Genomic DNA, 23398 nt, shown 5'->3' with positions numbered 1-23398 from the left:
AACCGCTCCGGCCTTTTGTTATGAACCGCGCGTCTTATGCGAAAATCATCTCATGGTTTTGGGGACGCGCTCCGGGTTGGAACGTTCGCTATGCGTCCATTTTGACGCGCGACGTTCCGGGTAAAATGGGAGTGACCGAAATGAAGACATCCTTGTTCTGCGGCGTGTGCCTTTCCGCACTGGTTGCGTTTGGCGGCACGGCTCTTGCCGATATCCAGCTTGGCGTCGGCGCGCCGCTGACCGGCAGCCAGGCGGCTTTCGGCGAGCAGATCAAGCGTGGTGTCGAAGCGGCGGTCGCGGAAGCCAATGCCAAGGGCGGCATGAACGGCGAACAGATCGCCATCGTTTATGGCGATGACGCCGCCGATCCGAAGCAGGGCATTTCTGTTGCCAACAAATTCGTCGGCGACGGCGTTCAGTTCGTGATCGGTCATTTCAATTCCGGCGTCAGCATTCCGACCTCGGACATCTATGCTGAAAACGGCGTATTGATGATCGCGCCGGGCACGACCAACCCGACCTTTACCGAGCGTGAATTGTGGAACACTTTCCGCACCTGCCGTCGCGACGACAAGCAGGGCATCGTCGCGGGCAAGTACATGGCCGACAATTACAAGGACGGCAAGGTCGCCATCCTGCATGACAAGATGCCTTACGGTCAGGGGCTGGCCGACGAAACCCGGAAGTCGCTCAACGAGAACGGCCTGAAGGAAACGCTTTATGAGGGTGTGAACCAGGGCGACAAGGATTTCTCCGCGCTTATCTCCAAGATGAAAGCCGCGGGCATCACCGCCGTTTACTGGGGCGGTATGCACCCGGAAGCGGGCCTCTTGATCCGGCAGATGGCCGATCAGGACCTCAAGGCGCAGTTCATTTCGGGCGACGGCATCGTGTCGAACGAACTTGCCTCGATCGCTGGCGACGCCGTGGCCGGTGTCATGAACACGTTCGGTCCCGATCCGCGCGACGACCAGTCGAATGCGGAACTGATCAAGTCCTTCCGCGACAAGGGTTTTGAGCCGGAGGCCTATACGTTCTACGCCTATGCCGGTGTGCAGTCGCTGGTGAACGCGGCCAATGCCGCAGGCAGCAACGACCCGCAGGAAGTTGCCTCCGCCATGAAGCAGAAAGGCCCGTTCAAGACAGTACTTGGCGATATTTCCTTCGATGAGAAGGGCGATCCGAGCCTGTCGCCCTATGTCATGTTCGAATGGCGCAAGGGCGAGGACGGCAAGTACAATTACTTCCAGAAGTAAGCCTGCCTGATATATTAGCAAAAATTGCCTTAAAATGCATCAGAATGCCCGGCGTTTAGCCGGGCGTTCCATTTTTATCTTCCGATTGCACAGTTTGTTTGCGCTTGGGTTTATTGCCATGTAAGCAAAGCTGCCTTTGTCATAGCAGTTAGGGAGGTCTGCCTTGTCTTTCGCCCGAAAGCCCATCAGGAAAATTCTGGTCGCCAACCGATCCGAAATCGCAATCCGCGTATTCCGCGCCGCCAATGAGCTGGGGCTCAAAACGGTGGCCATATGGGCCGAGGAAGACAAGCTTTCCATGCATCGCTTCAAGGCTGATGAGAGCTATCAGGTCGGGCGCGGCCCGCATCTGGCGCGCGATCTGGGGCCGATCGAAAGCTATCTCTCCATCGACGAGATTATTCGCGTGGCCAAGCTTTCGGGCGCCGATGCGATCCATCCGGGCTACGGGCTTTTGTCGGAAAGCCCGGAATTTGCCGAAGCCTGCGCCGAAAATGGCATCGTCTTTATCGGTCCGAAGCCGGAAACCATGCGCCGCCTCGGCAACAAGGTGGCCGCGCGCAATCTCGCCATCGAGATCGGTGTGCCGGTGGTGCCAGCCACCGATCCGCTGCCCGACGATATGGAAGAGGTGAAGAAGCTCGCCGCCGAAATCGGCTACCCGCTGATGCTCAAGGCGAGCTGGGGCGGCGGCGGTCGCGGCATGCGCGCCATCCGCGCCGAGGCGGATCTGGCGCGTGAGGTGACAGAGGCAAAGCGTGAGGCCAAGGCCGCGTTCGGCAAGGATGAAGTCTATCTGGAAAAGCTGGTTGAGCGCGCCCGCCATGTCGAAGTGCAGATATTGGGTGATACCCATGGCAATGCCGTGCATCTCTTCGAGCGCGATTGCTCGATTCAGCGCCGTAACCAGAAGGTGGTTGAGCGCGCGCCCGCGCCGTATCTGAACGATGAACAGCGGCGGGAACTTGCAGGCCATGGCCTGAAGATTGCACACGCGACTGACTATATCGGCGCGGGCACGGTCGAGTTCCTGATGGATGCCGATACGGGCAAGTTCTATTTCATCGAAGTCAATCCGCGCATTCAGGTCGAGCATACGGTCACGGAAGAAGTGACCGGCATCGATATCGTCAAGGCGCAGATCCATATTCTCGAAGGTGCGGCCATCGGTACGCCGGAATCGGGCGTGCCGCGTCAAGACGATATTCACCTCAATGGTCATGCGCTTCAGTGCCGCATTACCACGGAAGACCCGGAGCAGAACTTCATCCCCGATTACGGGCGCATTCAGGCCTATCGCTCGGCGTCCGGTTTCGGCATTCGCCTCGATGGCGGCACGGCCTATTCGGGCGCTTTCATCACCCGCTATTACGACCCGCTTCTGGTCAAGGTGACGGCATCCGGGGCGACGCCGATGGAAGCAATCCGCCGCATGGATCGCGCCTTGCGCGAGTTCCGCATTCGCGGCGTGGCGACGAACCTGACCTTTCTGGAAGCGATCATCAATCATCCGAAATTCCAGTCGAACGATTATACGACCCGTTTCATCGACACGACGCCGGAACTGTTCGAGCAGGTCAAGCGGCAGGATCGCGCCACCAAGCTTCTGACCTATATTGCCGATGTGACCGTCAACGGCCATCCCGAGACCAAGGGCCGCGCCAGGCCGGCGCAGGATGCGGCGAAACCGCATGTACCCTGGTTCGGCGACAGGCCGGTGGCGGACGGCACCAAGCAGCTTCTCGATAAGCTTGGGCCGAAAAAGTTCGGCGAATGGGTGCGTAACGAAAAACGTGCGCTCATCACCGATACGACCATGCGCGACGGTCATCAGTCACTGCTTGCCACCCGTGTCCGCACTTACGACATTGCCCGCATCGCCCAGTCGTATGCGCAGGCGCTGCCGAACCTGTTCTCGCTGGAATGCTGGGGCGGGGCGACTTTCGATGTCTCCATGCGCTTTCTGACGGAAGACCCGTGGGAGCGTCTGGCGCTCGTACGCGAGGGTGCGCCAAATCTTTTGTTGCAGATGCTTTTGCGCGGCGCGAATGGCGTCGGCTACAAGTCCTATCCCGACAATGTGGTGCAGCAATTCGTGCGTGAGGCAGCGCGCGGCGGCATCGATCTGTTCCGCGTGTTCGACAGTCTCAACTGGGTCGAGAACATGCGCGTGTCGATGGATGCGGTGCTGGAGGAGGGAAAACTCTGCGAAGCGGCCATCTGCTATACCGGCGATATTCTCAATCCCGACCGCGCCAAATACGACCTCAACTATTACGTCGATCTGGCGAAGGAGGTCGAGAAGGCAGGCGCGCATATCATCGCCGTCAAGGACATGGCCGGTCTGCTGAAGCCTGCTGCGGCGCGTGTCCTGTTCAAGGCGCTGCGCGAAGAAACCGACTTGCCGATCCACTTCCACACCCACGACACGTCGGGCATTGCGGCGGCTACTGTGCTGGCGGCGGTCGATGCCGGTGTGGATGTGGTCGATGCGGCGATGGATGCGCTTTCGGGCAACACATCGCAGCCGTGTCTCGGCTCCATCGTGGAAGCATTGCACGGTTCGGAACGCGATCCCGGCCTCGACCCGGATTCGATCCGCCATATCTCCTTTTATTGGGAGGCGGTGCGCAATCAGTATGCCGCCTTCGAAAGCGATCTCAAGGGACCGGCCTCGGAAGTCTATCTGCATGAAATGCCGGGCGGTCAGTTCACCAATCTGAAGGAACAGGCGCGTTCGCTCGGTCTTGAAACCCGGTGGCATGAAGTGGCGCAGGCCTATGCCGATGTGAACCGCATGTTCGGCGATATCGTGAAGGTCACGCCGTCTTCCAAGGTGGTGGGCGACATGGCGCTGATGATGGTCAGCCAGGACCTGACGGTGGCCGATGTCGAAAACCCGGACAAGGACATCGCCTTCCCGGATTCGGTCGTGTCGATGATGCGCGGCGATCTCGGGCAGCCGCCATCGGGCTGGCCGCAGGCGCTTCAGAAAAAGGTGCTGAAGGGCGAAAAGCCGTTCACCGTGCGTCCGGGTTCTCTGCTGGCTCCGGCCGATCTGGACGCGGAACGTAAAGGTGCAGAGGAAACGGTGGGCCGCAAGATTTCCGACCAGGAATTCGCCTCGGCGCTGATGTATCCGAAAGTGTTCACCGACTATGCCACCGCGCATGAGACTTACGGTCCGACAAGCGTTCTGCCGACGCCGGTTTATTTCTACGGCCTCAAGCCGGAGGAAGAAATCTTTGTCGATCTGGAACGCGGCAAGACGCTGGTGATCGTCAATCAGGCGATCAGCGAGACCGACGAAAAAGGCATGGTGACGGTGTTCTTCGAGCTGAACGGCCAGCCGCGCCGCATCAAGGTGCCGAACCGCGCCAAGGGTGCTTCCGGCGGTGTGCGCCGCAAGGCGGAACCGGGCAATGACGCCCATGTCGGCGCGCCGATGCCGGGAGTCATTTCGACCGTCGCGGTTGCTGCAGAGCAGAAGGTTGCCCAAGGCGATGTGCTCTTGTCCATCGAGGCGATGAAAATGGAAACGGCCATCCATGCCGAGCGCGACGGTGTCATTGCCGAAGTGCTGGTGCGCCCCGGTGAGCAGATCGACGCGAAAGACCTGCTGGTCGTTTACTCCGAATAGCTTTCGGTCCAACCGAAGCTGGGGGTTTCAGGTTTTACGCCCCCTTTCCCCTCGTCCTTCGACAAGTTCAGGATGAGGGGATGCGTAGCGGCGGGTCAATTGGACACCGCCATATCCATGGAACCATCGCGCTTGCAATGCCGCGTCCGTCAAAAGGCGCGGCATTTTCTTTATGCTTGCGGCATCTCTAAAATCTGCTATGCATGTTTGTGCTGATTTATGCATGATTATGCATGAAAGGAATCAAAGTGGCGATGGAGCTTCTGCTTCACGAAAGACAGGCGCGTATCCAGCAACTGCTGGAGCAGTCGGGTCGTGTGCTGGCGGCGGAACTTGCGGAAAGTTTCGGTGTATCGGAGGATACGATAAGGCGCGACCTGCGCGATCTGGCGGCGGCGGGCCTTTGCAAGCGCGTCTATGGCGGCGCCTTGCGTGCCGTGCCGGAGCCGGTTTCGCTTGCCGAGCGCGACGTCGAAAGGCCTGAGGCGAAAGCAGCGCTCGCAGCCGTTCTGCACGGTCTGATCGAATCGGGCATGACCGTCTTTCTCGACTCGTCCTCGGTCAATACGGCGCTGGCGCGGCTTTTGGTCGAGCGTGGCGATACGATCACCGTCGTCACCAACACGCCTTCCATCGCGGCCATCGTGATGGGCTCGCAGCAGATCGAGCTGATCGTTATCGGCGGCCCGATCGACAGGCGGGTGAGCGCGGCGGTCGGCGCGCGCGCCCTGCGCGATGCGGAAATGCTGCATCCCGATCTCTGCATTCTTGGCGCCTGCGGCATTGCAGCGGAAATCGGCGTCACCGCGCTTTATCTGGACGATGCGGAGTTCAAGCGGGTGATAGCGGGACGCAGCCGGTCGGTCGTTCTCGCCATTACGAGCGACAAGCTCGACACAGTGGCGGCGCACGATGTGGTGCCGCTGGAAGATGTCAGCGTCATGGCTGTCGAAGACGATGCGGATGAAGCAGCGCTTGCGCCTTATGCGGCGTCGGGTATGAAAATCGTGCGTGCGGCGGCAGGCCGCGATTGAGGCAATCATGGAACAGGTTTCCGGACGGGAAGACGTTGCGCCCGCGAGCGCGCCATTTGTGACCAGGGAGAGAATCGCGGTGGCGCTCCTCTTTCTGGCGAACGGTTATATTTTTGGCGGCTGGGCACCGAAAATTCCCGAATTTGCCGCACGGCTGGGCCTCGACAGTGCCGGTATGGGGCTGATGATCCTCGTCTTCGGGCTTGGTTCGCTCACCATGATGCCGGTTGCGGGCGCCCTTTCCGCGCATCGCGGTTCCGGGGCAGTCGTGCGTTTCTTCGCACTGGCCTTCATTCCGGCCCTGTTCGTGGTTTCGCTGGCGCCCAATGTGATCACGGCGGTGATCGTGATGTTCTATTTCGGCGGCACAATGGCCGCGATGGACGTATCGATGAACGCCAATGCCGTCGCCGTCGAGAAATCCATGCGCCGGGCGATCATGTCGTCCTGCCATGCATTCTGGAGCCTCGGCGGCCTGATAGGCGCCGCCACGGGTGGCTTTCTCATCGCCCAGTTCGGATCGCTGGTTCATGCGCTGGTCACGACGATTGCTTCTGCCGTGATGATCGCGGTCGCGTGGCCGTCGATCATTCCCGACAATGCCCATCATGCGAGCGGCGAAAGGCCGAAACTCGTATTGCCGCGCAATCCGCTGCCCTGGCTCGTGGGGGTGATGGCGCTGTTTTCCATGGTGCCGGAGGGCGCAATCCTCGACTGGGGCGCCTATCACATGCAGCAGGATCTGGGCGCTTCGGTCACTCTGGCCGGGTTCGGCTTTGCCGCCTTTTCCTTTTCCATGGCGGCAATGCGCTTTGCGGGCGATCTGGTGCGCGACCGTTATGGCGCGGTGAAGACGCTGCGGCTATGCACCGTCATCGCCATTATCGGTATGCTGACGGTCGGTTTCTCGACCAGTCCCTATATTTCGCTGGTCGGCTTTGCGATTTGCGGCATCGGCATTTCCAACATGGTGCCGATAGCCTTTTCGATGGCGGGCAATATGCCGGGCGTCAATCCCAGCGTGGGGCTGTCGGTTGCGACGACGCTCGGCTATTCCGGTATGCTGGTTGCGCCGTCGGTGATCGGTTTTGTGGCCAAGCATAGCGGGTTCGGCGTGGTGTTCATTGCCTTGCCGGCGTTGCTGCTGGTCGTGCTGGTCTTCTCAGGCCTGGCCCGCTATGCCGACCACGAGCATTGAGCTTCCTTATGAGACGCATCTTATCCAAAACCGGCTCCCACTTTTTGGGATGCGCTATCCAGCGGTCCAGCCGCCATCGACAGGCAGGGACGTGCCGTTGATCTGGGCGGCTGCGTCGGTTGCAAGGAAGACGGCAAGCGCACCGATCTGCCCGGTGGTGACGAATTCCTTTGTCGGCTGTTTATCGAGCATCACTTCGCGGATAACGGTTTCGCGGTCCATGTCGTACGCCTTCATCTGATCGGGAATCTGCGCCTCGACGAGCGGCGTCAGCACATAGCCGGGGCAAATGGCGTTGGCGGTGATTTTGGCGGTCGCAAGCTCCAGCGCCAGCGTCTTTGTGAAGCCGACAATGCCATGCTTGGCCGCGACATAGGCCGATTTGAACGGCGAGGCGACAAGCCCGTGCGCGGAGGCGATATTGATGATGCGGCCCCAGCCCCTGGCGCGCATATGCGGGATGGCGGCAGCACTTGTGTGAAAGGCGGAGGTCAGGTTGATCGCGATGATGCGGTCCCATTGTTCGACTGGAAAGTCTTCCACCCGCTCCACGTGCTGGATACCCGCATTATTGACCAGAATATCGGCACTGCCGAAGGTTTCGGCCGCCTGAGCCACAAGGTTGCGGCACTGGTCGGCATTCGACATGTCAGCGGCGATATAGACCGCGCTCGTGCCATGTTTTTCCGCAATGGACCGGGCCAGCGCATGGTCTTCGTCCCGGTTGGTGAAGGAGTTGATCACGACCTTGTGTCCTGCCGCCGCGAGTGCGTGGGCGATGCCAAGCCCTATGCCGGAATTCGATCCGGTGACGATTGCGGTCTTGCGGGCAGTTGTATCGGTCATGTTCAGGTTTCCTCCTTGCATTGAGCGAGCGCATAATGAAAGGGCGACAAGACAACGGCAAGTGATTATATAAGGCCAGAGCCGGATATATGATGGCCCAGATATATGCCAGCGTTGACAATCGTGTCGCACTGCGCCACCCGAAAACAGTCAGAACTCAGAACAGAGCAAAATGTCTTCCGAGACCGTCAGCTATTTCTCGCATCCTTTCCCCCGCCGCCGGTCGGTTGGCGTCAGCGTCGGCGGCGTTGTCGTCGGCGGTAGCGCGCCGGTTGTCGTACAATCGATGACCAATACGGATACGGCGGACGTGGATTCCACGGTCGCGCAGGTGGCGGCGCTGCACCGCGCCGGGTCCGAAATCGTGCGCATCACGGTGGATCGCGACGAATCGGCTGCGGCCGTGCCAAAAATCCGTGAGCGTCTGGAACGTCTGGGCCATGACGTGCCGCTGGTCGGCGATTTTCATTATATCGGCCACAAGCTGCTTGCCGATCATCCGGCCTGTGCGGAAGCGCTGGCGAAATATCGCATCAATCCGGGCAATGTCGGTTTCAAGGACAAGAAGGACAAGCAGTTCGCCGATATCGTCGAAATGGCGATCCGTCATGACAAGCCCGTGCGTATCGGCGTCAACTGGGGGTCGCTCGATCAGGAATTGCTGACCACGCTGATGGATCGCAATCAGGCCGAAGGCGCGCCGCTTTCGGCGCAGGAAGTCATGCGCGAGGCCATTGTGCAGTCGGCGTTGATTTCGGCCAATCTGGCGGAAGAAATCGGGCTGGGACGCGACAAGATCATCCTGTCGGCCAAGGTCAGTCAGGTGCAGGACCTGATCGCCGTTTATACCATGCTGGCCGGACGCTCGGACCATGCGCTGCATCTGGGCCTCACCGAAGCAGGCATGGGATCGAAGGGCATTGTCGCGTCGTCGGCGGCGATGGGCATTTTGCTTCAGCAGGGCATTGGCGACACGATCCGCATATCGCTGACGCCGGAACCGGGCGGCGACCGCACCCGCGAAGTGCAGGTGGCGCAGGAATTGTTGCAGACGATGGGCTTCCGCCAGTTCATTCCGATTGTCGCGGCATGCCCCGGTTGCGGGCGCACCACCTCGACGGTGTTTCAGGAACTGGCGCAGACCATTCAGGACGATATCCGCCGCAACATGCCGGTCTGGCGCGAGAAATATCCGGGCGTCGAGGCGCTTTCGGTGGCGGTTATGGGCTGCATCGTCAACGGTCCGGGCGAATCGAAACATGCCGATATCGGCATTTCGTTGCCCGGCACGGGCGAAACCCCGTCCGCGCCGGTCTTTGTCGATGGCAGGAAGGTCACGACCCTGCGCGGTCCCGGCATTGCCGAAGATTTCCAGAAGATGGTTGCCGATTATATCGAGAACCGCTTTGGTCTCGATAGGAAAGCGTCCTGATCAGTTTTGCCGCTCGGCGATGAAACGGGCGGCCTGTTTCAAGATTTCCGCATCCTGACCGAAGGGTGACAGCAGGCTTTCGGCCTGTGCGACAAGGCCCGCAAGCTGTTTGCGGGTCCAGTCGATGCCATGCAGGGAAACCAGCGTGGCTTTTCCCGCATTTGCGTCCTTGCCGGTCGCCTTGCCCATGGTTTGCGCATCGGCGGTGACGTCGAGAAGGTCGTCGGCAAGCTGGAAGGCGAGGCCGATGGCCGAGCCGAACTCGGCCATGCGCTCGCGATCCTCACGTGAGGCGCCAGCGATGATGGCGCCTGCCTCGCAGGCAAAGCGAATCAGCGCGCCGGTTTTCATCGCCTGAAGCGTGATGATGCCCGCTTCGTCGGGCTTGCTGGTCGCGGCCATCAGATCGAGCGCCTGTCCGCCCGCCATCCCGCCAAGGCCGGAGGCACGCGCCAGCGCTGAAACGAGCTGCACGCGAATCGACGCGTCGAGGTCCGTTTCGTCGGAAGCCACGATGTCGAAAGCGTAGGTCAGCAGGCTGTCGCCCGCGAGGATAGCAGCGGCTTCGTCAAAGGCCTTGTGCACGGTTGGCTGGCCGCGACGCAGATCGTCGTCGTCCATGGCGGGCAAATCGTCATGGACGAGCGAATAGCAGTGGATGCATTCAAGCGCGGCGGCCACCCGCAGGACAGCATCGCCGTTCCTGCCGAAAAGGGCAGCGCTTTCGATGACGAGGAAAGGGCGCAGGCGTTTGCCGCCGTTCAGCACGCCGTGGCGCATGGCCGCGAGCAAGCGTTCCGGGCGGGCGATTTCGCCGGTTCGCAGGCGCTGGGCCAGAAGCTCGGTCAAAAGCGCTTCCACCTGCTCCGCGCGGGCGTTCAGGGCATCGGTAAAATCGGCAGGCATATGTTCCATGCCCATCGGCATGGACGAAACCATGATCCCGGTCAACCGGCCATCGCAATCAGCACAGGCTTTTTCATCTGACGGTCATCAAACCGTCGGTTCCCGACTTGTTTCCCCGGCTGGATTATGGGATCGAGTTCTTTATCATTAATGAATGGTTAATCCGCCCTGGGGCAAATTTTGCGGTGAACGTGGCTAAAATCATCATCAAGAGCAAAGATGGGCGCAACTACTTGGCCGATCCCGTTTGGGGTGGCAGAATTGCTCTCATGCTCAAGATTCTGGTGGTGCTGGCTGTTCTGCCGCTTTTTCTCCTCCTTGTTTATTCGGTTCCTTTCGTGCGTCCCGTTTCGACGTTGATGGCGGCGGATTTCGTACTTCTGCGCGATGTCGACCGGCGCTGGGTGAGTATTGACGATGTGTCGCCGGTTCTGGTCAATTCGGTGATGATGGCCGAGGACGGCCAGTTTTGCAGCCATGGCGGTGTCGACTGGCATCAACTGAGCCTCGTGCTCGACGATGCGGGCGAGGGAGGCCCCAGTCGCGGCGCCTCGACCATCACCATGCAGACGGTGAAGAACCTCTTTCTGTGGAACGGGCGCTCCTATGTCCGCAAGGGGCTTGAATTTCCGTTGGCCATGGTCGCCGACGGGCTTCTGTCGAAGAAGCGGATCATGGAAATCTATCTCAATATCGCCGAGTGGGGGCCGGGTATTTACGGAATCGAGGCCGCTGCCCGGCACTATTTCAAGCGGTCGGCAGCAAGGCTGACCGCGCAGCAGGCGGCACTTCTTGCCGTCACCTTGCCAAATCCCGCGCTTCGCAACCCGGCCAGGCCGACGCGCAACATGCAGCGCATCGCCCGCATCGTTGCCAGGCGCGCCGCGCGATCGGGGCCATATGTGGTTTGCGTGCAATAAATGCGCGATACGAAAAAAAGATAAGACTCCCGCTGGTCAAATGCCGCAAGAGCGTGTATAGGCACCTGACTTTCTAGAATTTTGTCCGTTGTGACAGGCTTCACTGGAGCCGTACCGGATATTTATTGACCGATCAGTGGAGCTGGATCCATGGCAGTACCTAAACGAAAAGTTTCTCCGTCGCGTCGCGGCATGCGCCGTTCGGCTGACGCTCTCAAGGCCCCGACCTATGTCGAGGACAAGAACTCTGGCGAACTTCGCCGTCCGCATCATATCGATCTGAAGAGCGGTATGTATCGCGGCCGTCAGGTTCTCGAAGCCAAGGAATAGTCTGTAGCCGCGCCGGGCGTGGCTTGCAGATGGTTTTAAAACGCCGCTTCCGTTCGATCGGGAGCGGCGTTTTTATTTTGACTGGATGTTTTGAAAGCGAAACGGTTTTCGTATGGACGAAAACCGCTTCGCGCTTTTGCCTGAAATGTTTTAGCCTGCGTCTGATGCAAAGCCAGCGGCTTCGATACCGGCAATGGCGGCGGCTTCATCATTGTCCGAGGTGTCGCCGGAAATGCCGACCGCCCCCAGAATCTCACCGCCCGCATCCTTGATCAGCACACCGCCTGGCACCGGCACGACTTTTCCGCCCGACACGCCGGACAGCCCTTCCAGAAAATGCGGACGATCCTTGGCCTGATTGTTCAGCCAGCGCGAACCCGTGCCGACCGCGAGCGCGCCGTAGGCCTTGCCCGAGCCGATCTCGAAGCGGAGCATGGAAGCGCCGTCCTGACGCTGGAAAGCCTTCACATGACCGCCGGTATCCAGAACGCAGACGGCGAGCGGCTTCAGTTTCAGTTCTCCGGCTTTGGCAAAGGCTCCGGCAATGATCGTATTGGCGCGTTCGAGCGTTAGTGAAGGCATGTTCATCTCCTGTGATGTGATGGTGATAATTTAGCGGCTGCGCGCGGCGATGCACCTGCGAATGCTGGTCGTGACGGGAAAAACACCTTCTCGATTTTCATGAAGACGGCGGGAGAGCTTGCCAAGGCCCGCTTTTTGGTCTTTGTGTTGCGCGACATGCTCAAGGAGGAAAGAATGTCCGATCCGAAAACCATCGTCATCGCCAGCGCCGCCCGTACGGCGGTGGGCGCGTTCAATGGTGCTTTTGCCAATGTTCCGGCACATGAATTGGGCGCTGCGGCCATCAAGGGCGCGCTTGAGCGCGCCGGTGTCGATGCGGCGGATGTCGATGAGGTCATTCTGGGGCAGGTGCTGACGGCAGGCGAAGGACAGAATCCGGCGCGCCAGGCGGCGATGGATGCAGGTTGCCCGAAGGAGGCGACGGCTTTCGCTCTCAACCAGCTCTGCGGCTCCGGCCTGCGGGCTGTCGCGCTCGGGATGCAGCAGATTCTCTCCGGCGATGCCCGGATCATCGTGGCTGGCGGACAGGAATCCATGTCCATGGCTCCGCACTGCGCGCATTTGCGCGGCGGCGTGAAGATGGGCGACTTCAAGATGATCGACACCATGCTGAAGGACGGCCTGACGGACGCTTTCAACGGCTATCACATGGGCATTACCGCAGAAAATGTCGCCCGCCAGTGGCAGTTGAGCCGTCAGGATCAGGACGAGTTCGCGCTCGCCTCGCAGCAAAAGGCCGAGGCCGCGCAGAAAGCGGGCCGGTTCGACGATGAAATCGTGCCCTTCACCGTGAAGACCCGGAAGGGCGAAGTCGTTGTCTCGGCAGACGAATATATCCGTCCGGGCACGACGATGGAGACACTTGCCAAGCTCAAACCTGCTTTCGACAAGGAAGGCACGGTTACGGCAGGCAATGCGTCGGGCATCAATGACGGCGCTGCGGCGGTCGTTCTGATGGATGCCGACGAAGCGGGCAAGCGCGGTGTGAAGCCTCTGGCGCGCATCGTTTCCTGGGCAACGGCTGGCGTCGATCCCGCGATCATGGGGACCGGTCCCATTCCGGCGACGAAGAAGGCGCTGGAAAAGGCAGGCTGGAGCGTGGACGATCTCGATCTCGTGGAGGCCAACGAAGCCTTTGCAGCGCAGTCCTGCGCTGTGGTGAGCGATCTCGGCCTTGATCCGGAGATCGTCAACGTCAATGGCGGTGCAATCGCCATCGGTCACCCGATCGGCGCGTCCGGCGCGCGCGTGCTGACGACGCTGCTTTACGAAATGCAGCGCCGTGGCGCCAGGCGCGGTCTGGCGACGCTTTGCATCGGTGGCGGCATGGGGGTGGCGCTTTGCGTCGAGCGCGACTGACAGGATTTCGCTTTTCGTGAAAGTTGGAAGGCGGGCGGGCAGCAGCTCCGCCCGTTTCTGTTGCGCGGCTGCGGATGGGGGCGGGTCGGCCAAAAGTTAACAAAACCGCGAGACTGGCGGGGCGAATGCTTCGTCCCGAGCGGTTTTCTATGGTGTTCCGCGTCGCCGGACCATCAGATATGGTGAGAACAAACGAAGAAAATCCATGGATCAGCGATTCGTCGCCGATTCGTTCCGGCTTTGGCCTGAAGGTTAACGAAAACCGGCTTCGGGACCGTTATTGCATTAACGAACTATCAGTATTTATTGATTTTTTCTTAAAGAGGGGGAACGTATGACAATGACCTGTTGACAGGTTCCGCCAAAAGTTAACGCCAGCAGGTCCCGGCTTCGAAAGAACATCGGAAACCGGCCTGATTGATTCATGATCTTGTGGAGCTTTTCTGCTGCCCCACTATATATTGCCGTGAACAAAAGGCGAATCTGTGGGAATCAGTGATTCGTCGCCGATTCGTTCTAGACTCGTTCCAATTATTAATCGGCATACGCATTGACGCGCTTCGGGTCGAACGCCAGATACGGTAGCATTCGGCTCGTATTGAAACTTAACAGGAGCGCTTTCGGTACGGGTCATATAGTGCTATCGCAAGAGCCTGCATCCAGCCCCTCGGGGGCGCTTGTACCGGGAATCCGATTATTGGCATGAACCATCTCCCCGCCCATGATTTGCCGCTCGCTCTGAGCGGCCGCGACGTGACCGCGGTGCTCGGGCCGACCAATACCGGCAAGACGCATCTGGCCATCGAGCGCATGTTGTCGCATGGCACCGGCATGATCGGCCTGCCGCTGCGCCTTCTGGCGCGCGAGGTCTATAACCGCGTGGCGGAACGGGTCGGGACGGCCAATGTCGCGCTGGTGACGGGCGAGGAAAAGATCGTGCCGCCCACAGCGCGCTATTCCGTCTGCACGGTGGAAGCGATGCCGCGCCGCACCGACGTCGCCTTTGTCGCCATCGATGAAGTGCAGCTCGCGGGCGATCTCGAACGCGGCCATATTTTCACCGACCGCATCCTGCATCTGCGCGGGCGGCAGGAAACCCTGCTTCTGGGCGCCGCCACCATGCGTGGCATTCTGGAAAAGCTTCTGCGCGGCATCAATGTAGTCACGCGGCCGCGCCTGTCGCATCTGGCCTATGCCGGGTCGAAGAAGATTACGCGGCTGCCGAACCGTTCGGCGATTGTCGCTTTTTCCGCCGACGAGGTTTATGCCATTGCCGAACTGATCCGCCGCCAGCGCGGCGGCGCTGCGGTGGTCATGGGTGCGCTATCTCCGCGCACGCGCAATGCGCAGGTCGAGCTTTACCAGTCAGGCGATGTCGATTTTCTGGTCGCGACCGACGCCATCGGCATGGGGCTCAATCTCGATGTCGATCACGTGGCTTTCGCGCAGAACCGCAAGTTCGACGGCTATCAGTTTCGCGATCTCACGCCTGCCGAAGTGGGGCAGATCGCAGGTCGCGCCGGGCGTCACCTGCGCGACGGCACATTCGGGGTGACGGGGCAGGTGCATCCGTTCGACGAGGAACTGGTCGAGCGGGTGGAAGCGCATAATTTCGATCCGGTCAAAGTGCTGCAATGGCGCACGGCGCGTTTCGATTTTTCGTCGCTGGAAGCACTGCGCCATTCGCTCGAAACGCCCGCGCCGATCGAAGGTCTGGCCAAGGCGCTTCCGGCTGTGGACCAGCAGGCGCTTGAAAATCTTTCAAAAGACGGAGAGATTGTACGACTTGCAACGACACCGGCGCGGATCGAGCTTTTGTGGGACGCCTGCGCGCTGCCCGACTATCGCAAGATCGCACCGGCGCAACATGCCGATATCATTGCAACCATCTATCAGGATCTGGTACGCCGAGGGAGCGTCGATGAAGATTATATGAGCGAACAGGTGCGCCGCGCCGATAGTACAGAGGGGGAAATCGACACCCTGTCGCATCGCGTGGCGCAAATCCGTACCTGGACTTTTGTGTCGCACAGGCCCGGATGGCTTGCCGATCCGACACACTGGCAGGAAAAGACGCGCGAAATAGAGGACAGACTGTCCGATGCGCTGCATGAAAGGTTGACGAAACGCTTTGTAGACCGCAGGACAAGCGTGCTTATGAGGCGCCTGAGAGAGAATGCCATGCTTGAAGCAGAAATCAGCTCGACCGGAGACGTGATCGTCGAAGGGCACAATGTCGGGCAACTGGAAGGATTCCGTTTTACCGCCGACGTCCAGGCCGAAGGGCCGGATGCGAAGGCGGTGAAGTCGGCTGCACAAAAGGCGCTCGCCGCCGAGTTCGAACGTCGCGCGGAACGCTTTGCGGCTGCGCCGAACAGCGATTTCGCGCTGGGTTCGGACGGCGTTATGCGCTGGGTCGGCGCTACGGTCGCGACGCTTGTCGCGGGCGACGACGTGCTGAAGCCGCGCGCTGTGATTCTGGCCGATGAACAGCTTACCGGTCCGGCGCGCGACAAGGTTACCGCGCGCATCGACCGTTTCGTGGCGTACCATATCGAAACAGTGCTGAAGCCGCTCACCGATCTTGGCGCCGCAGATGCGCTGACCGGCATGACGCGCGGCCTGGCATTCCAGATCGTCGAAAATCTGGGTATCCTCCAGCGTCGCGACGTGGCGGAGGAAGTGCGCGGTCTCGATCAGGATTCGCGCGCGGCGCTTCGTCGCCTCGGGGTGCGCTTCGGCGCTTATCACGTCTTCATGCCTATGCTGCTGAAGCCCGCTCCGGCTGGCCTCATCACGCTGCTCTGGGCGCTGAAGAACGATGGCCGCGAGCGCGCCGGTTATGGCGATGTGGTCAATGTGCTGGCCGCTGGCCGCACCTCCGTCGTGGTCGATCCGACATTCGACCAGATGTTCTATCGTCTGGCCGGTTATCGTGTGCTGGGCCGTCGCGCCGTGCGCATCGATATTCTGGAGCGCCTTGCCGATCTCATCCGTCCGGCGCTTGCCTGGCGTCCGGGTTCGGGGACGCGTCCCGATGGTGCATATGACGGCGGACGCTTCATCGTAACGCCTGCCATGATGTCCATTCTGGGCGCTACGGCCGAGGATATGGAAGAGGTTCTGAAGAGCCTCGGCTACCGTCACGAGGCGATGGAAGCTGCCGCCGTTACGGCCAAGCTTGCCGAACTCGATGCTTTCGCAGCCGAGGCCGCAGCCAGGGAAGCCGGTGCCGCTCAGGCAGCAGAACCGGAAAAGCCGGCTGTTCCCGACGCGGAACCCGTGCCTGCGCCTGTCGCTGCCGTCCAGGTGGAAGCGAAGGTGGAAGAAGCCGCTCCCGCAGCGGATGCGGCCGCACCTGCCGGTGAAGCCGGTGAAGCTGTCGTTGAAGAGCCCAAGCCGGTTCTTCTCTGGCGGCAGGGCCGTTTCGAGGGCCGCAATCGCAATCAGGACCAGAATCGCCAGCGTCGCGGCAACCAGAATCGCGGTCATCACAACCGCGACCAGGCCGGCGAAGAGCAACAGGCGCGTAACGATCGCAGTGGCGGCGGCAAGCGCTTCGACAAGCACAAGCGCCATCACGACGGTGAAGGCAAGCGCGAAGGCTCCAAGGGCGAATTCCGTGGCGGCCAGCGCCAGCCGAAGCGCGATCATGGTCATCAGGGCAACAAGCGCGTTGAGCAGGAACGTCCCGCACGCATCGACCCCGATTCGCCTTTCGCCAAGCTTCTGGCTCTGAAAGAGCAGATGAAGAAGTAAGATGGACGCAGGCGCAAGGCAGCGGATCGACAAGTGGCTGTTCTTTGCGCGCGTGGTCAAATCCAGATCGCTGGCGGCGAAACTCGCCGCCAGCGGCAAGGTTCGCGTCAATCGCGACAAGATCGTACAGCCGGCGCATCAGGTGAAGGTCGGCGATGTGCTGACCATCACGCTCGAACGGCGAATCCTCGTCTATAAGGTTCTGGCGCCCGGCGCACGGCGTGGCCCGGCCCCCGAGGCCCAGCTTCTCTATGAAGATCTTTCGCCGCCACCGTCCGCTTCCACGGCTCCGGTCGAGGCGGCTGTGCCCCAGCGCGAGAGCGGGGCAGGGCGACCAACCAAGAGAGAGCGGCGCGAGACGGACCGTCTGCGCGGAAACTGACACGGACGCGTTGCCGCAGGCTGCGCGGGCCGGTGATGGAAATTTCACGTCAAACCGTTCCGGCGAAAGCCTTTTCCACGGAAAGGGCATGGAGAGAAATGCGGTTTCAGATGTGCGTGAGATCGTACTTTCACCGCGTTTCTACCCTTGTCAGCGCGGGATAAAATCGCTACCTCACGCATTGTCATAAAAGGGCATGGGCTGAGACCCGCAACCATTTCCGTGCACGGGTGACTTCGTGGCGAGATATTCCAGAGCCTCCGGGTCATTCGCTGGCCGAGCGGCGGCTGGTCGGAATATCGGCGCAGAGCTATAGGATAGATAAGCCGCCGGTTCTGTAATTCGGGCGGCAACAGGAGTTCGACGATGACATATGTCGTGACCGATAATTGCATTCGCTGCAAATATACGGACTGCGTCGAGGTCTGTCCGGTCGATTGCTTCTACGAAGGCGAAAACATGCTCGTCATCAATCCGGACGAGTGCATCGACTGCGGCGTATGCGAACCGGAATGCCCTGCCGAGGCGATCAGCCCCGACACCGAACCGGGCCTCGACAAGTGGCTGGAGCTGAATACGGAATATGCGGCCAAATGGCCTAATATCACCGCAAAGAAAGACGCCTTGCCGGAAGCCAAGGAAATGGACGGTGTTGCAGGCAAGCTGGAGCAGTATTTCTCCGCCGAACCCGGCACTGGCGACTGACGCCGCAATCGGAATACCTGTCGGTTATATCAGGCTGCCGGACATGACGAATTGCATGTTTTAACACTTGCTTTTTCTGTGTCTGGGCGGCAAAAGACGAATAAAATCACGGGAAAACGCCTGTCATTCAGGCGTATCGAGTTGCCTATTGCGACATATTTGGCAATTTGTTGATTCTTTCGCGAAATTGTGTTAGGTTGCCTCAATAATTTCGGTGACTGGACGTCAATTCGTGGCGCTACGCGTTAATCTCTGAAAGGGCTGATCTTTAGTACCGGGCTGAATGGCGCCGGGGAAGATGATTGCGATGCGGCATCGTTTTCCTCACCATACCCTCCCGGTTGACTGGATTTGCCCTCAGATACGTTTTCAGTTCCAAGCCGACAAATAACTTCCGTGCTTCATCCCTCCGAAGCGCGGTCGAAAACCATGTGTCAACCGGCGGGTCACGCCGGGCACAACAGGGAGTATTGAAGCGTATGTCATCCCAGCAGAAGAAGTCTCCGGTAGCTCGTGGCGGTTTCAAGGCCGGTGAGGCCATCGTATATCCGGCTCATGGTGTCGGCCAGATCGTCACCATCGAAGAGCAGGAAGTGGCAGGTCACAAGCTCGAGCTTTTCGTGATCGATTTCGAAAAAGACAAGATGCGCCTGAAGGTGCCGGTCGCCAAGGCCGCCTCCATCGGTATGCGCAAACTTTCGGAGACCGACTATGTTGAACGCGCATTGAAGGTCGTACAGGGCCGTGCGCGCGTGAAACGCACCATGTGGTCCCGCCGCGCGCAGGAATATGATGCGAAGATCAATTCCGGCGATCTGATCTCGATCTCGGAAGTCGTCCGCGATCTTTTCCGCGCTGAAAACCAGCCGGAACAGTCCTATTCCGAACGCCAGCTCTATGAAGCCGCGCTCGATCGCATGGCGCGCGAAATCGCAGCCGTCAACAAGCTGTCGGAAACCGAGGCCGTTCGCCTGATCGAAGTCAATCTCGCCAAGGGACCGAAGCGCGGCAAGGCCGACGCCGAAGCAGAGATCGATGACGATGAAGTCGAGGCAGCGTAATTCCTGCTGATATTTCTTTCAGAAAGCCCGGCTTCGGCCGGGCTTTTTTGTTTTGCCGTCCCGGTCGGGCCGATGCGTAGATTCAATAAGTTATTCTTTGTGCGCCAATAAGGGCGCACGGCGCTTTAAAACTACATAGCGCTCCGTATCCGAAAAACACCATTTTCGCGCGCATTTGCCGCTTTTTGTTTCAGGCCCCAGAGATTTATCCCCACCCGAGGGAACCGGATGGCGTTTGCCGCGTTTTCTTGAGAACCTGTTCCAAAAGTCGTTCTGTGTGGCTGCAAACGGCCATTTCCTGCGCTCCGGTGCTCGAAAAGACCATTTTCGCACACAGATGTCGCTTTTTGTTCAGGCTCGGAACACCAGTTCGTAGACGGGTATGTTTTGCGGCGTAACAGTGTTTGCCCCGAGACGGCCTGTCCGGGAGTTTTGGGCGGGGGCACGGCCTGGTCGTCCGACGGTTCTCAGCGGAACTGGAATATCCTTCCACTCAACGCCCGGTGGGCATGAGTTCAGAACAGGAGAACCAGATGAAGCCGTCATCCATGAGCAGTTCTTCCGCAGTTTCAGCAAATCGCCCGGTGGTCGCGCACAGCCTCTCCGCGACCGCGGTTTCTTCCCAGTCGATGATCCGTCGCGCAATGTCGGCGCCTTATCTGGAGCGTGAGGAGGAACGCGACCTCGCCATCCGCTGGAAGGAGCTGAAGGATCAGGAGGCCCTTCACCGCATCACATCGGCGCATATGCGGCTGGTCATATCCATGGCCGGACGGTTCCGCAAGTTCAAGCTGCCGATGAGCGATCTCATCCAGGAAGGCTATGTCGGTCTTCTGGAAGCTGCGGCGCGTTTCGACCCCGAACGCGATGTCCGCTTCTCGACCTATGCGTCCTGGTGGATCCGGGCGTCGATGCAGGATTATATCCTGCGCAACTGGTCCATCGTGCGCGGCGGCACGAGTTCTGCCCAAAAGGCGCTGTTCTTCAATCTGCGCCGCCTGCGGTCGAAACTTGCGCAGTCCGACGACACCATGAGCAAATCGGAAATCTATCGCGAGATTTCCGAACAGCTCGGTGTTTCGGCGAGCGATGTCGAATTCATGGACAGCCGCCTGTCCGGCCCGGACAGCTCGCTTTCCATGCCGGTCGGCAACGACGAATCCGGTTCTTCCCGGCGCATGGATTTCCTCATCGACGATCATCCGCTTCAAGATGAGATCGCGGAAAGCTCCATCGACATGGAACGCCGGAACCGCTGGCTCCATGTCGCGCTCGATTCCCTCAATGAGCGCGAGTTGCACATCATCCGCGAGCGGCGTCTCGACGATGATGGTGTGACGCTGGAGGCGCTCGGCGAAAAACTCGGCATTTCCAAGGAACGCGTGCGGCAGATCGAAAGCCGGGCGCTGGAGAAGCTCAAGGTTGCGCTGTTGAGCCAGCACGAACTGGCGGCTTATCAGGCATGAGTGTCTGTTCCAAAAGTCGCCATGCCGGTCTGCAAATGGCAATTTATCTGCGTTCCGGTGCTCATGTACCCAAAGTACACTCCGCTCCGGTACTCGAAAATCACCATTTTCGCCGCAGCCTGTCGCTTTTGGATTCAAACACTGAGTGTCTGTTTCAGAAGCCGCCATATGCGACTCGTTACTTTTGTGTCTCGACGCTTTTGCCTTCGAGCCGGGAAGACCAGTCTTCCACCTTGCGGGTTTCAAGGCGCCGCACGGCGTAGCGTTTCCAGCTATCGGCGAGATGGCCGATCTGCGCCATTTCGGCCAGGGCGTCATAGTTCAGCATATCGACATAAAGCAGGTGCCAGATGCGATGCAGCGTCCAGTCGGGTGAAAGCCGGTCGACGCGTTCCATCGCATCGCCGCTTTCGACCTCACCTTCTTCCAGAACGCGATAGTACCAGCCCGTGCGTCCGGTCTTCTGCACGCGGACGGCCATATCGGGCATTTGAAAACGTTCGTTGAGTTTCCAGCATGGCTGGCGTCCCTGCGAAACCTCGACAAGCGCGCTACCGAGCCGGAACCTGTCGCCCACGGCGACATTGCCTTCGTGGAGACCGGAAGCGGAAATATTTTCGCCAAAGGCACCATGCGTTTCAAGACGCGGATTGTCGCCGATCTCATCGCGCCAGATGGCATAGTGATCGTGGGGATAGTGATGGACGGCCTTTTCAGGCCCGCCATGCACCTTGCGGTCGCCTTGGGCGTCGCAATCCAGCCCCTCGAAGGTCACGCGGACCTTGCCGCTGACGGGGTGCTTGTCGATACCGCTTGGCGCGGCGCGCGGCCCAAGCGGCGAAATCTTTCCGGCGAGCACTGCGTGGATTTGCGTCTTCATCGTCATCCCCTTGCATGTCCTCATCCCGAAAAGGACTTCATACTTTCCGGGATGCGCTCTATTCGCTGATCAGCTTTACACGTCCGCCCACCGAAACCGTTGCCCCTGTCGGCATGGCGTTGAGCAACCGGAAGAGTTCCAGCTTGCGGGTCGTGCCCTGCATACGGGCCGAAAGGCTCGCCATCGTGTCGCCCGGCCTGACCGTCACGACGCGGATGCGAAGCGGCTTGATGGCGTTCTGTTCGTTGGGTGACAACAGACGGAAGGATTGCGTCACGGTCTGCGAGGCAGGCAGGAGCGCCTCGCTGCCTTTCGGCGCTGCCGTCAGGAAGCGATAGACCTTGTTGTTGGCGCCGATGACCACGATGTCGAACTGCCAGCGGTCGGCGCTGGCGCGCGCGGTCGCGGCGGGCAGTCCGTTGATGGTGGTCGTCTGGATCGAGTTTTCGTCGAGACCGGTCACCCAGCCGGACCGGATATAGTCCGCAAGGTTGGAGCCGGAGGGCAGCGACGCGCCGTCAAAACGGATGGCCACTTCACCCGGACCGCTCGCCATGACGGCGGTGGCGGAATTGTCGATGGTGAAACCGTTGGGAGCGCGGAAGGTTACGCCGAGTTTCGGATGGATGAAGGTCTGTTCGCGGACATAGCCTTCGCTTGGCGAGTCGCCGTAAAGGAGGCCGTCGATCCCGTTGAGGAAGGAATCGCGGTCGGTCGTGCCCACGCCCGGCGCGCCGATGCGGCGGGCATGGCCAAGCGCCAGCTGGATGCGCTGCGGCGTTGCCGGGTGGCTCGCGAGAAAGTCGAGGCTGGCGTCGGTCGCGCCCGAAACCGAGCGGAAGCTCGTATAGGCTTCCATCGATTGCAGGAAACGGGCGGAGGCAAAGGGGTCGTAGCCCGCTTCGCCGATCATCTTGATACCGAGGGCGTCGGCCTGCAGTTCCTGATTGCGCGAGAATTGCGCAAGGCGCAGCTTGCCGCGCAGCGCTTCCTCGCGGCTTGCGGATTCATTGTGCAGCACTTCGCTGGCGACACGACCGGCGATTGCCGTCTCGGCTTCCTTTTCCTGACGCAGAATGCCGTGATTGGCAACGACGTGCCCCATCTCGTGCGCGATCACCGCCGCCACTTCCGAGGAATCGTTGGCGAGCGCCAGCAGACCGCGCGTGATGTAGAGATAGCCGCCGGGCAGCGCGAAGGCGTTGATGTTGGGACTATCCAGAATGGTAATGCGATAGGTCTGGTCCGGCTTGTCGGAAACGGTCGTCAGCTTGCCGACGATCTTCGCCACCATGCGTTCCAGCTTCTGGTCCTTGTATTCGCCGCCATAAGTGGCGAGGATACGCGGATGCTGCTTCGCGCCCAATTGCGCCAGCCGGTCATTGCGCGTCACATTGTCGACCGTCACGGGATTGGCGGAGGGATGCAGCCCCAGATCCTTGCTGGAATTGATCGACTGGCAGCCCGAAATCATCGCGACCGCGAGCAAGCCAAGACCAATGGCCGGTTTCCGCCAATTTTGCTGCGTCCATTCTGGCAGGGAGATGGGTAGACACAGGAAGGCCCGGGAGCGGGTCGTTTGACGGAACAGTATTTTATCCTCGCTTCTGAATCAGATTTTGTAATCCGCGCCAAATCTAGC

General features: G+C 60.0%; 18 protein-coding genes and 1 pseudogene. 14 read left to right on the top strand and 5 right to left on the bottom strand.

The genetic code is table 11. From position 1 onward, the window contains the following. Positions 1-140 precede the first annotated feature (140 nt). The 4 genes from FHS76_RS13965 to FHS76_RS13950 all read left to right on the top strand — a co-directional run bounded on the left by FHS76_RS13965 (position 141) and on the right by FHS76_RS13950 (position 7128). Positions 141-1256, top strand: a complete 1116-nt coding sequence (locus FHS76_RS13965; protein WP_183653693.1) for a branched-chain amino acid ABC transporter substrate-binding protein — start codon at positions 141-143, stop codon at positions 1254-1256. Between the two features lie 163 nt (positions 1257-1419). After that, positions 1420-4896 carry a pyruvate carboxylase gene (gene pyc, locus FHS76_RS13960; RefSeq protein ID WP_183653690.1) on the top strand — a complete coding sequence of 1159 codons (3477 nt, stop codon included), beginning with the start codon at positions 1420-1422 and terminating at the stop codon, positions 4894-4896. Between the two features lie 233 nt (positions 4897-5129). Beyond that, positions 5130-5930, top strand: a complete 801-nt coding sequence (locus FHS76_RS13955; RefSeq protein ID WP_183653687.1) for a DeoR/GlpR family DNA-binding transcription regulator — start codon at positions 5130-5132, stop codon at positions 5928-5930. Between the two features lie 7 nt (positions 5931-5937). Further along, positions 5938-7128 carry an MFS transporter gene (locus FHS76_RS13950; protein WP_183653685.1) on the top strand — a complete coding sequence of 397 codons (1191 nt, stop codon included), beginning with the start codon at positions 5938-5940 and terminating at the stop codon, positions 7126-7128. 54 nt (positions 7129-7182) lie between these two features. Here FHS76_RS13950 and FHS76_RS13945 read toward each other — a convergent pair whose 3' ends face one another. Next, complete coding sequence (locus tag FHS76_RS13945; RefSeq protein ID WP_183653682.1) at positions 7183-7974, bottom strand: 3-hydroxybutyrate dehydrogenase; 792 nt, start codon at positions 7972-7974, stop codon at positions 7183-7185. 172 nt (positions 7975-8146) lie between these two features. On the opposite strand from FHS76_RS13945, the gene ispG reads away from it, so the two are divergent. Beyond that, positions 8147-9406, top strand: coding sequence for a flavodoxin-dependent (E)-4-hydroxy-3-methylbut-2-enyl-diphosphate synthase (gene ispG / locus FHS76_RS13940; protein ID WP_183653679.1), 1260 nt, complete (start codon positions 8147-8149; stop codon positions 9404-9406). On the opposite strand, the gene FHS76_RS13935 is transcribed toward ispG, so the two are convergent. Beyond that, the gene (locus tag FHS76_RS13935) at positions 9407-10321 is read right to left on the bottom strand and encodes a polyprenyl synthetase family protein (protein WP_183653960.1); all 915 of its coding nucleotides are present in this window, start codon (positions 10319-10321) and stop codon (positions 9407-9409) included. A gap of 182 nt (positions 10322-10503) precedes the next feature. Here FHS76_RS13935 and mtgA point away from each other — a divergent pair, with 182 nt between their 5' ends. Both mtgA and rpmF read left to right on the top strand, forming a co-directional pair. Then, complete coding sequence (mtgA, locus tag FHS76_RS13930; protein ID WP_183653676.1) at positions 10504-11232, top strand: monofunctional biosynthetic peptidoglycan transglycosylase; 729 nt, start codon at positions 10504-10506, stop codon at positions 11230-11232. Positions 11233-11382: 150 nt separating this feature from the next. Continuing rightward, positions 11383-11562 (top strand): 50S ribosomal protein L32, encoded by a 180-nt coding sequence (gene rpmF / locus FHS76_RS13925; protein WP_183653672.1) that lies wholly within the window; start codon positions 11383-11385, stop codon positions 11560-11562. 150 nt (positions 11563-11712) lie between these two features. Here rpmF and FHS76_RS13920 read toward each other — a convergent pair whose 3' ends face one another. After that, on the bottom strand, positions 11713-12144 hold the full coding sequence (locus FHS76_RS13920) for a GlcG/HbpS family heme-binding protein (RefSeq protein WP_183653669.1): 432 nt from the start codon (positions 12142-12144) through the stop codon (positions 11713-11715). Positions 12145-12318: 174 nt separating this feature from the next. Here FHS76_RS13920 and FHS76_RS13915 point away from each other — a divergent pair, with 174 nt between their 5' ends. From FHS76_RS13915 to FHS76_RS22570, 7 genes and pseudogenes are all read left to right on the top strand, one after another. Further along, positions 12319-13503, top strand: coding sequence for an acetyl-CoA C-acetyltransferase (locus FHS76_RS13915; RefSeq protein ID WP_183653666.1), 1185 nt, complete (start codon positions 12319-12321; stop codon positions 13501-13503). Positions 13504-14205: 702 nt separating this feature from the next. Continuing rightward, the gene (locus FHS76_RS13910; protein WP_183653663.1) at positions 14206-17262 is read left to right on the top strand and encodes a helicase-related protein; all 3057 of its coding nucleotides are present in this window, start codon (positions 14206-14208) and stop codon (positions 17260-17262) included. A gap of 1 nt (position 17263) precedes the next feature. After that, entirely contained in the window at positions 17264-17644 is a 381-nt protein-coding gene (locus FHS76_RS13905; protein WP_183653660.1) for an RNA-binding S4 domain-containing protein, read from the top strand. Positions 17645-18010: 366 nt separating this feature from the next. Continuing rightward, positions 18011-18349 (top strand): ferredoxin FdxA, encoded by a 339-nt coding sequence (fdxA, locus tag FHS76_RS13900; protein ID WP_183653657.1) that lies wholly within the window; start codon positions 18011-18013, stop codon positions 18347-18349. Between the two features lie 479 nt (positions 18350-18828). Beyond that, positions 18829-19410: a CarD family transcriptional regulator gene (locus tag FHS76_RS13895; RefSeq protein ID WP_183653654.1), complete on the top strand. Its 582-nt coding sequence runs from the start codon at positions 18829-18831 to the stop codon at positions 19408-19410. Positions 19411-19943: 533 nt separating this feature from the next. Beyond that, positions 19944-20876 carry an RNA polymerase factor sigma-32 gene (locus FHS76_RS13890; RefSeq protein ID WP_183653651.1) on the top strand — a complete coding sequence of 311 codons (933 nt, stop codon included), beginning with the start codon at positions 19944-19946 and terminating at the stop codon, positions 20874-20876. Further along, a pseudogene (locus FHS76_RS22570) lies at positions 20873-21020 on the top strand (flagellar basal body P-ring protein FlgI); the annotation flags it as partial. The gene FHS76_RS13890 and the pseudogene FHS76_RS22570, both read left to right, overlap by 4 nt. 34 nt (positions 21021-21054) lie before the next feature. Here FHS76_RS22570 and FHS76_RS13885 read toward each other — a convergent pair. Beyond that, complete coding sequence (locus FHS76_RS13885) at positions 21055-21756, bottom strand: MOSC domain-containing protein (RefSeq protein WP_183653648.1); 702 nt, start codon at positions 21754-21756, stop codon at positions 21055-21057. Between the two features lie 58 nt (positions 21757-21814). Continuing rightward, the gene (cdlP, locus tag FHS76_RS13880) at positions 21815-23296 is read right to left on the bottom strand and encodes a cell division protease CdlP (RefSeq protein WP_183653957.1); all 1482 of its coding nucleotides are present in this window, start codon (positions 23294-23296) and stop codon (positions 21815-21817) included. Between the last annotated feature and the right edge of the window lie 102 nt (positions 23297-23398).

It is taken from the genome of Brucella daejeonensis (assembly GCF_014199265.1).
Lineage (GTDB): Bacteria > Pseudomonadota > Alphaproteobacteria > Rhizobiales > Rhizobiaceae > Brucella > Brucella daejeonensis.
Note: the sequence above shows the minus strand (reverse complement) of the source record. Positions and strands in the feature narration are given on the sequence as shown.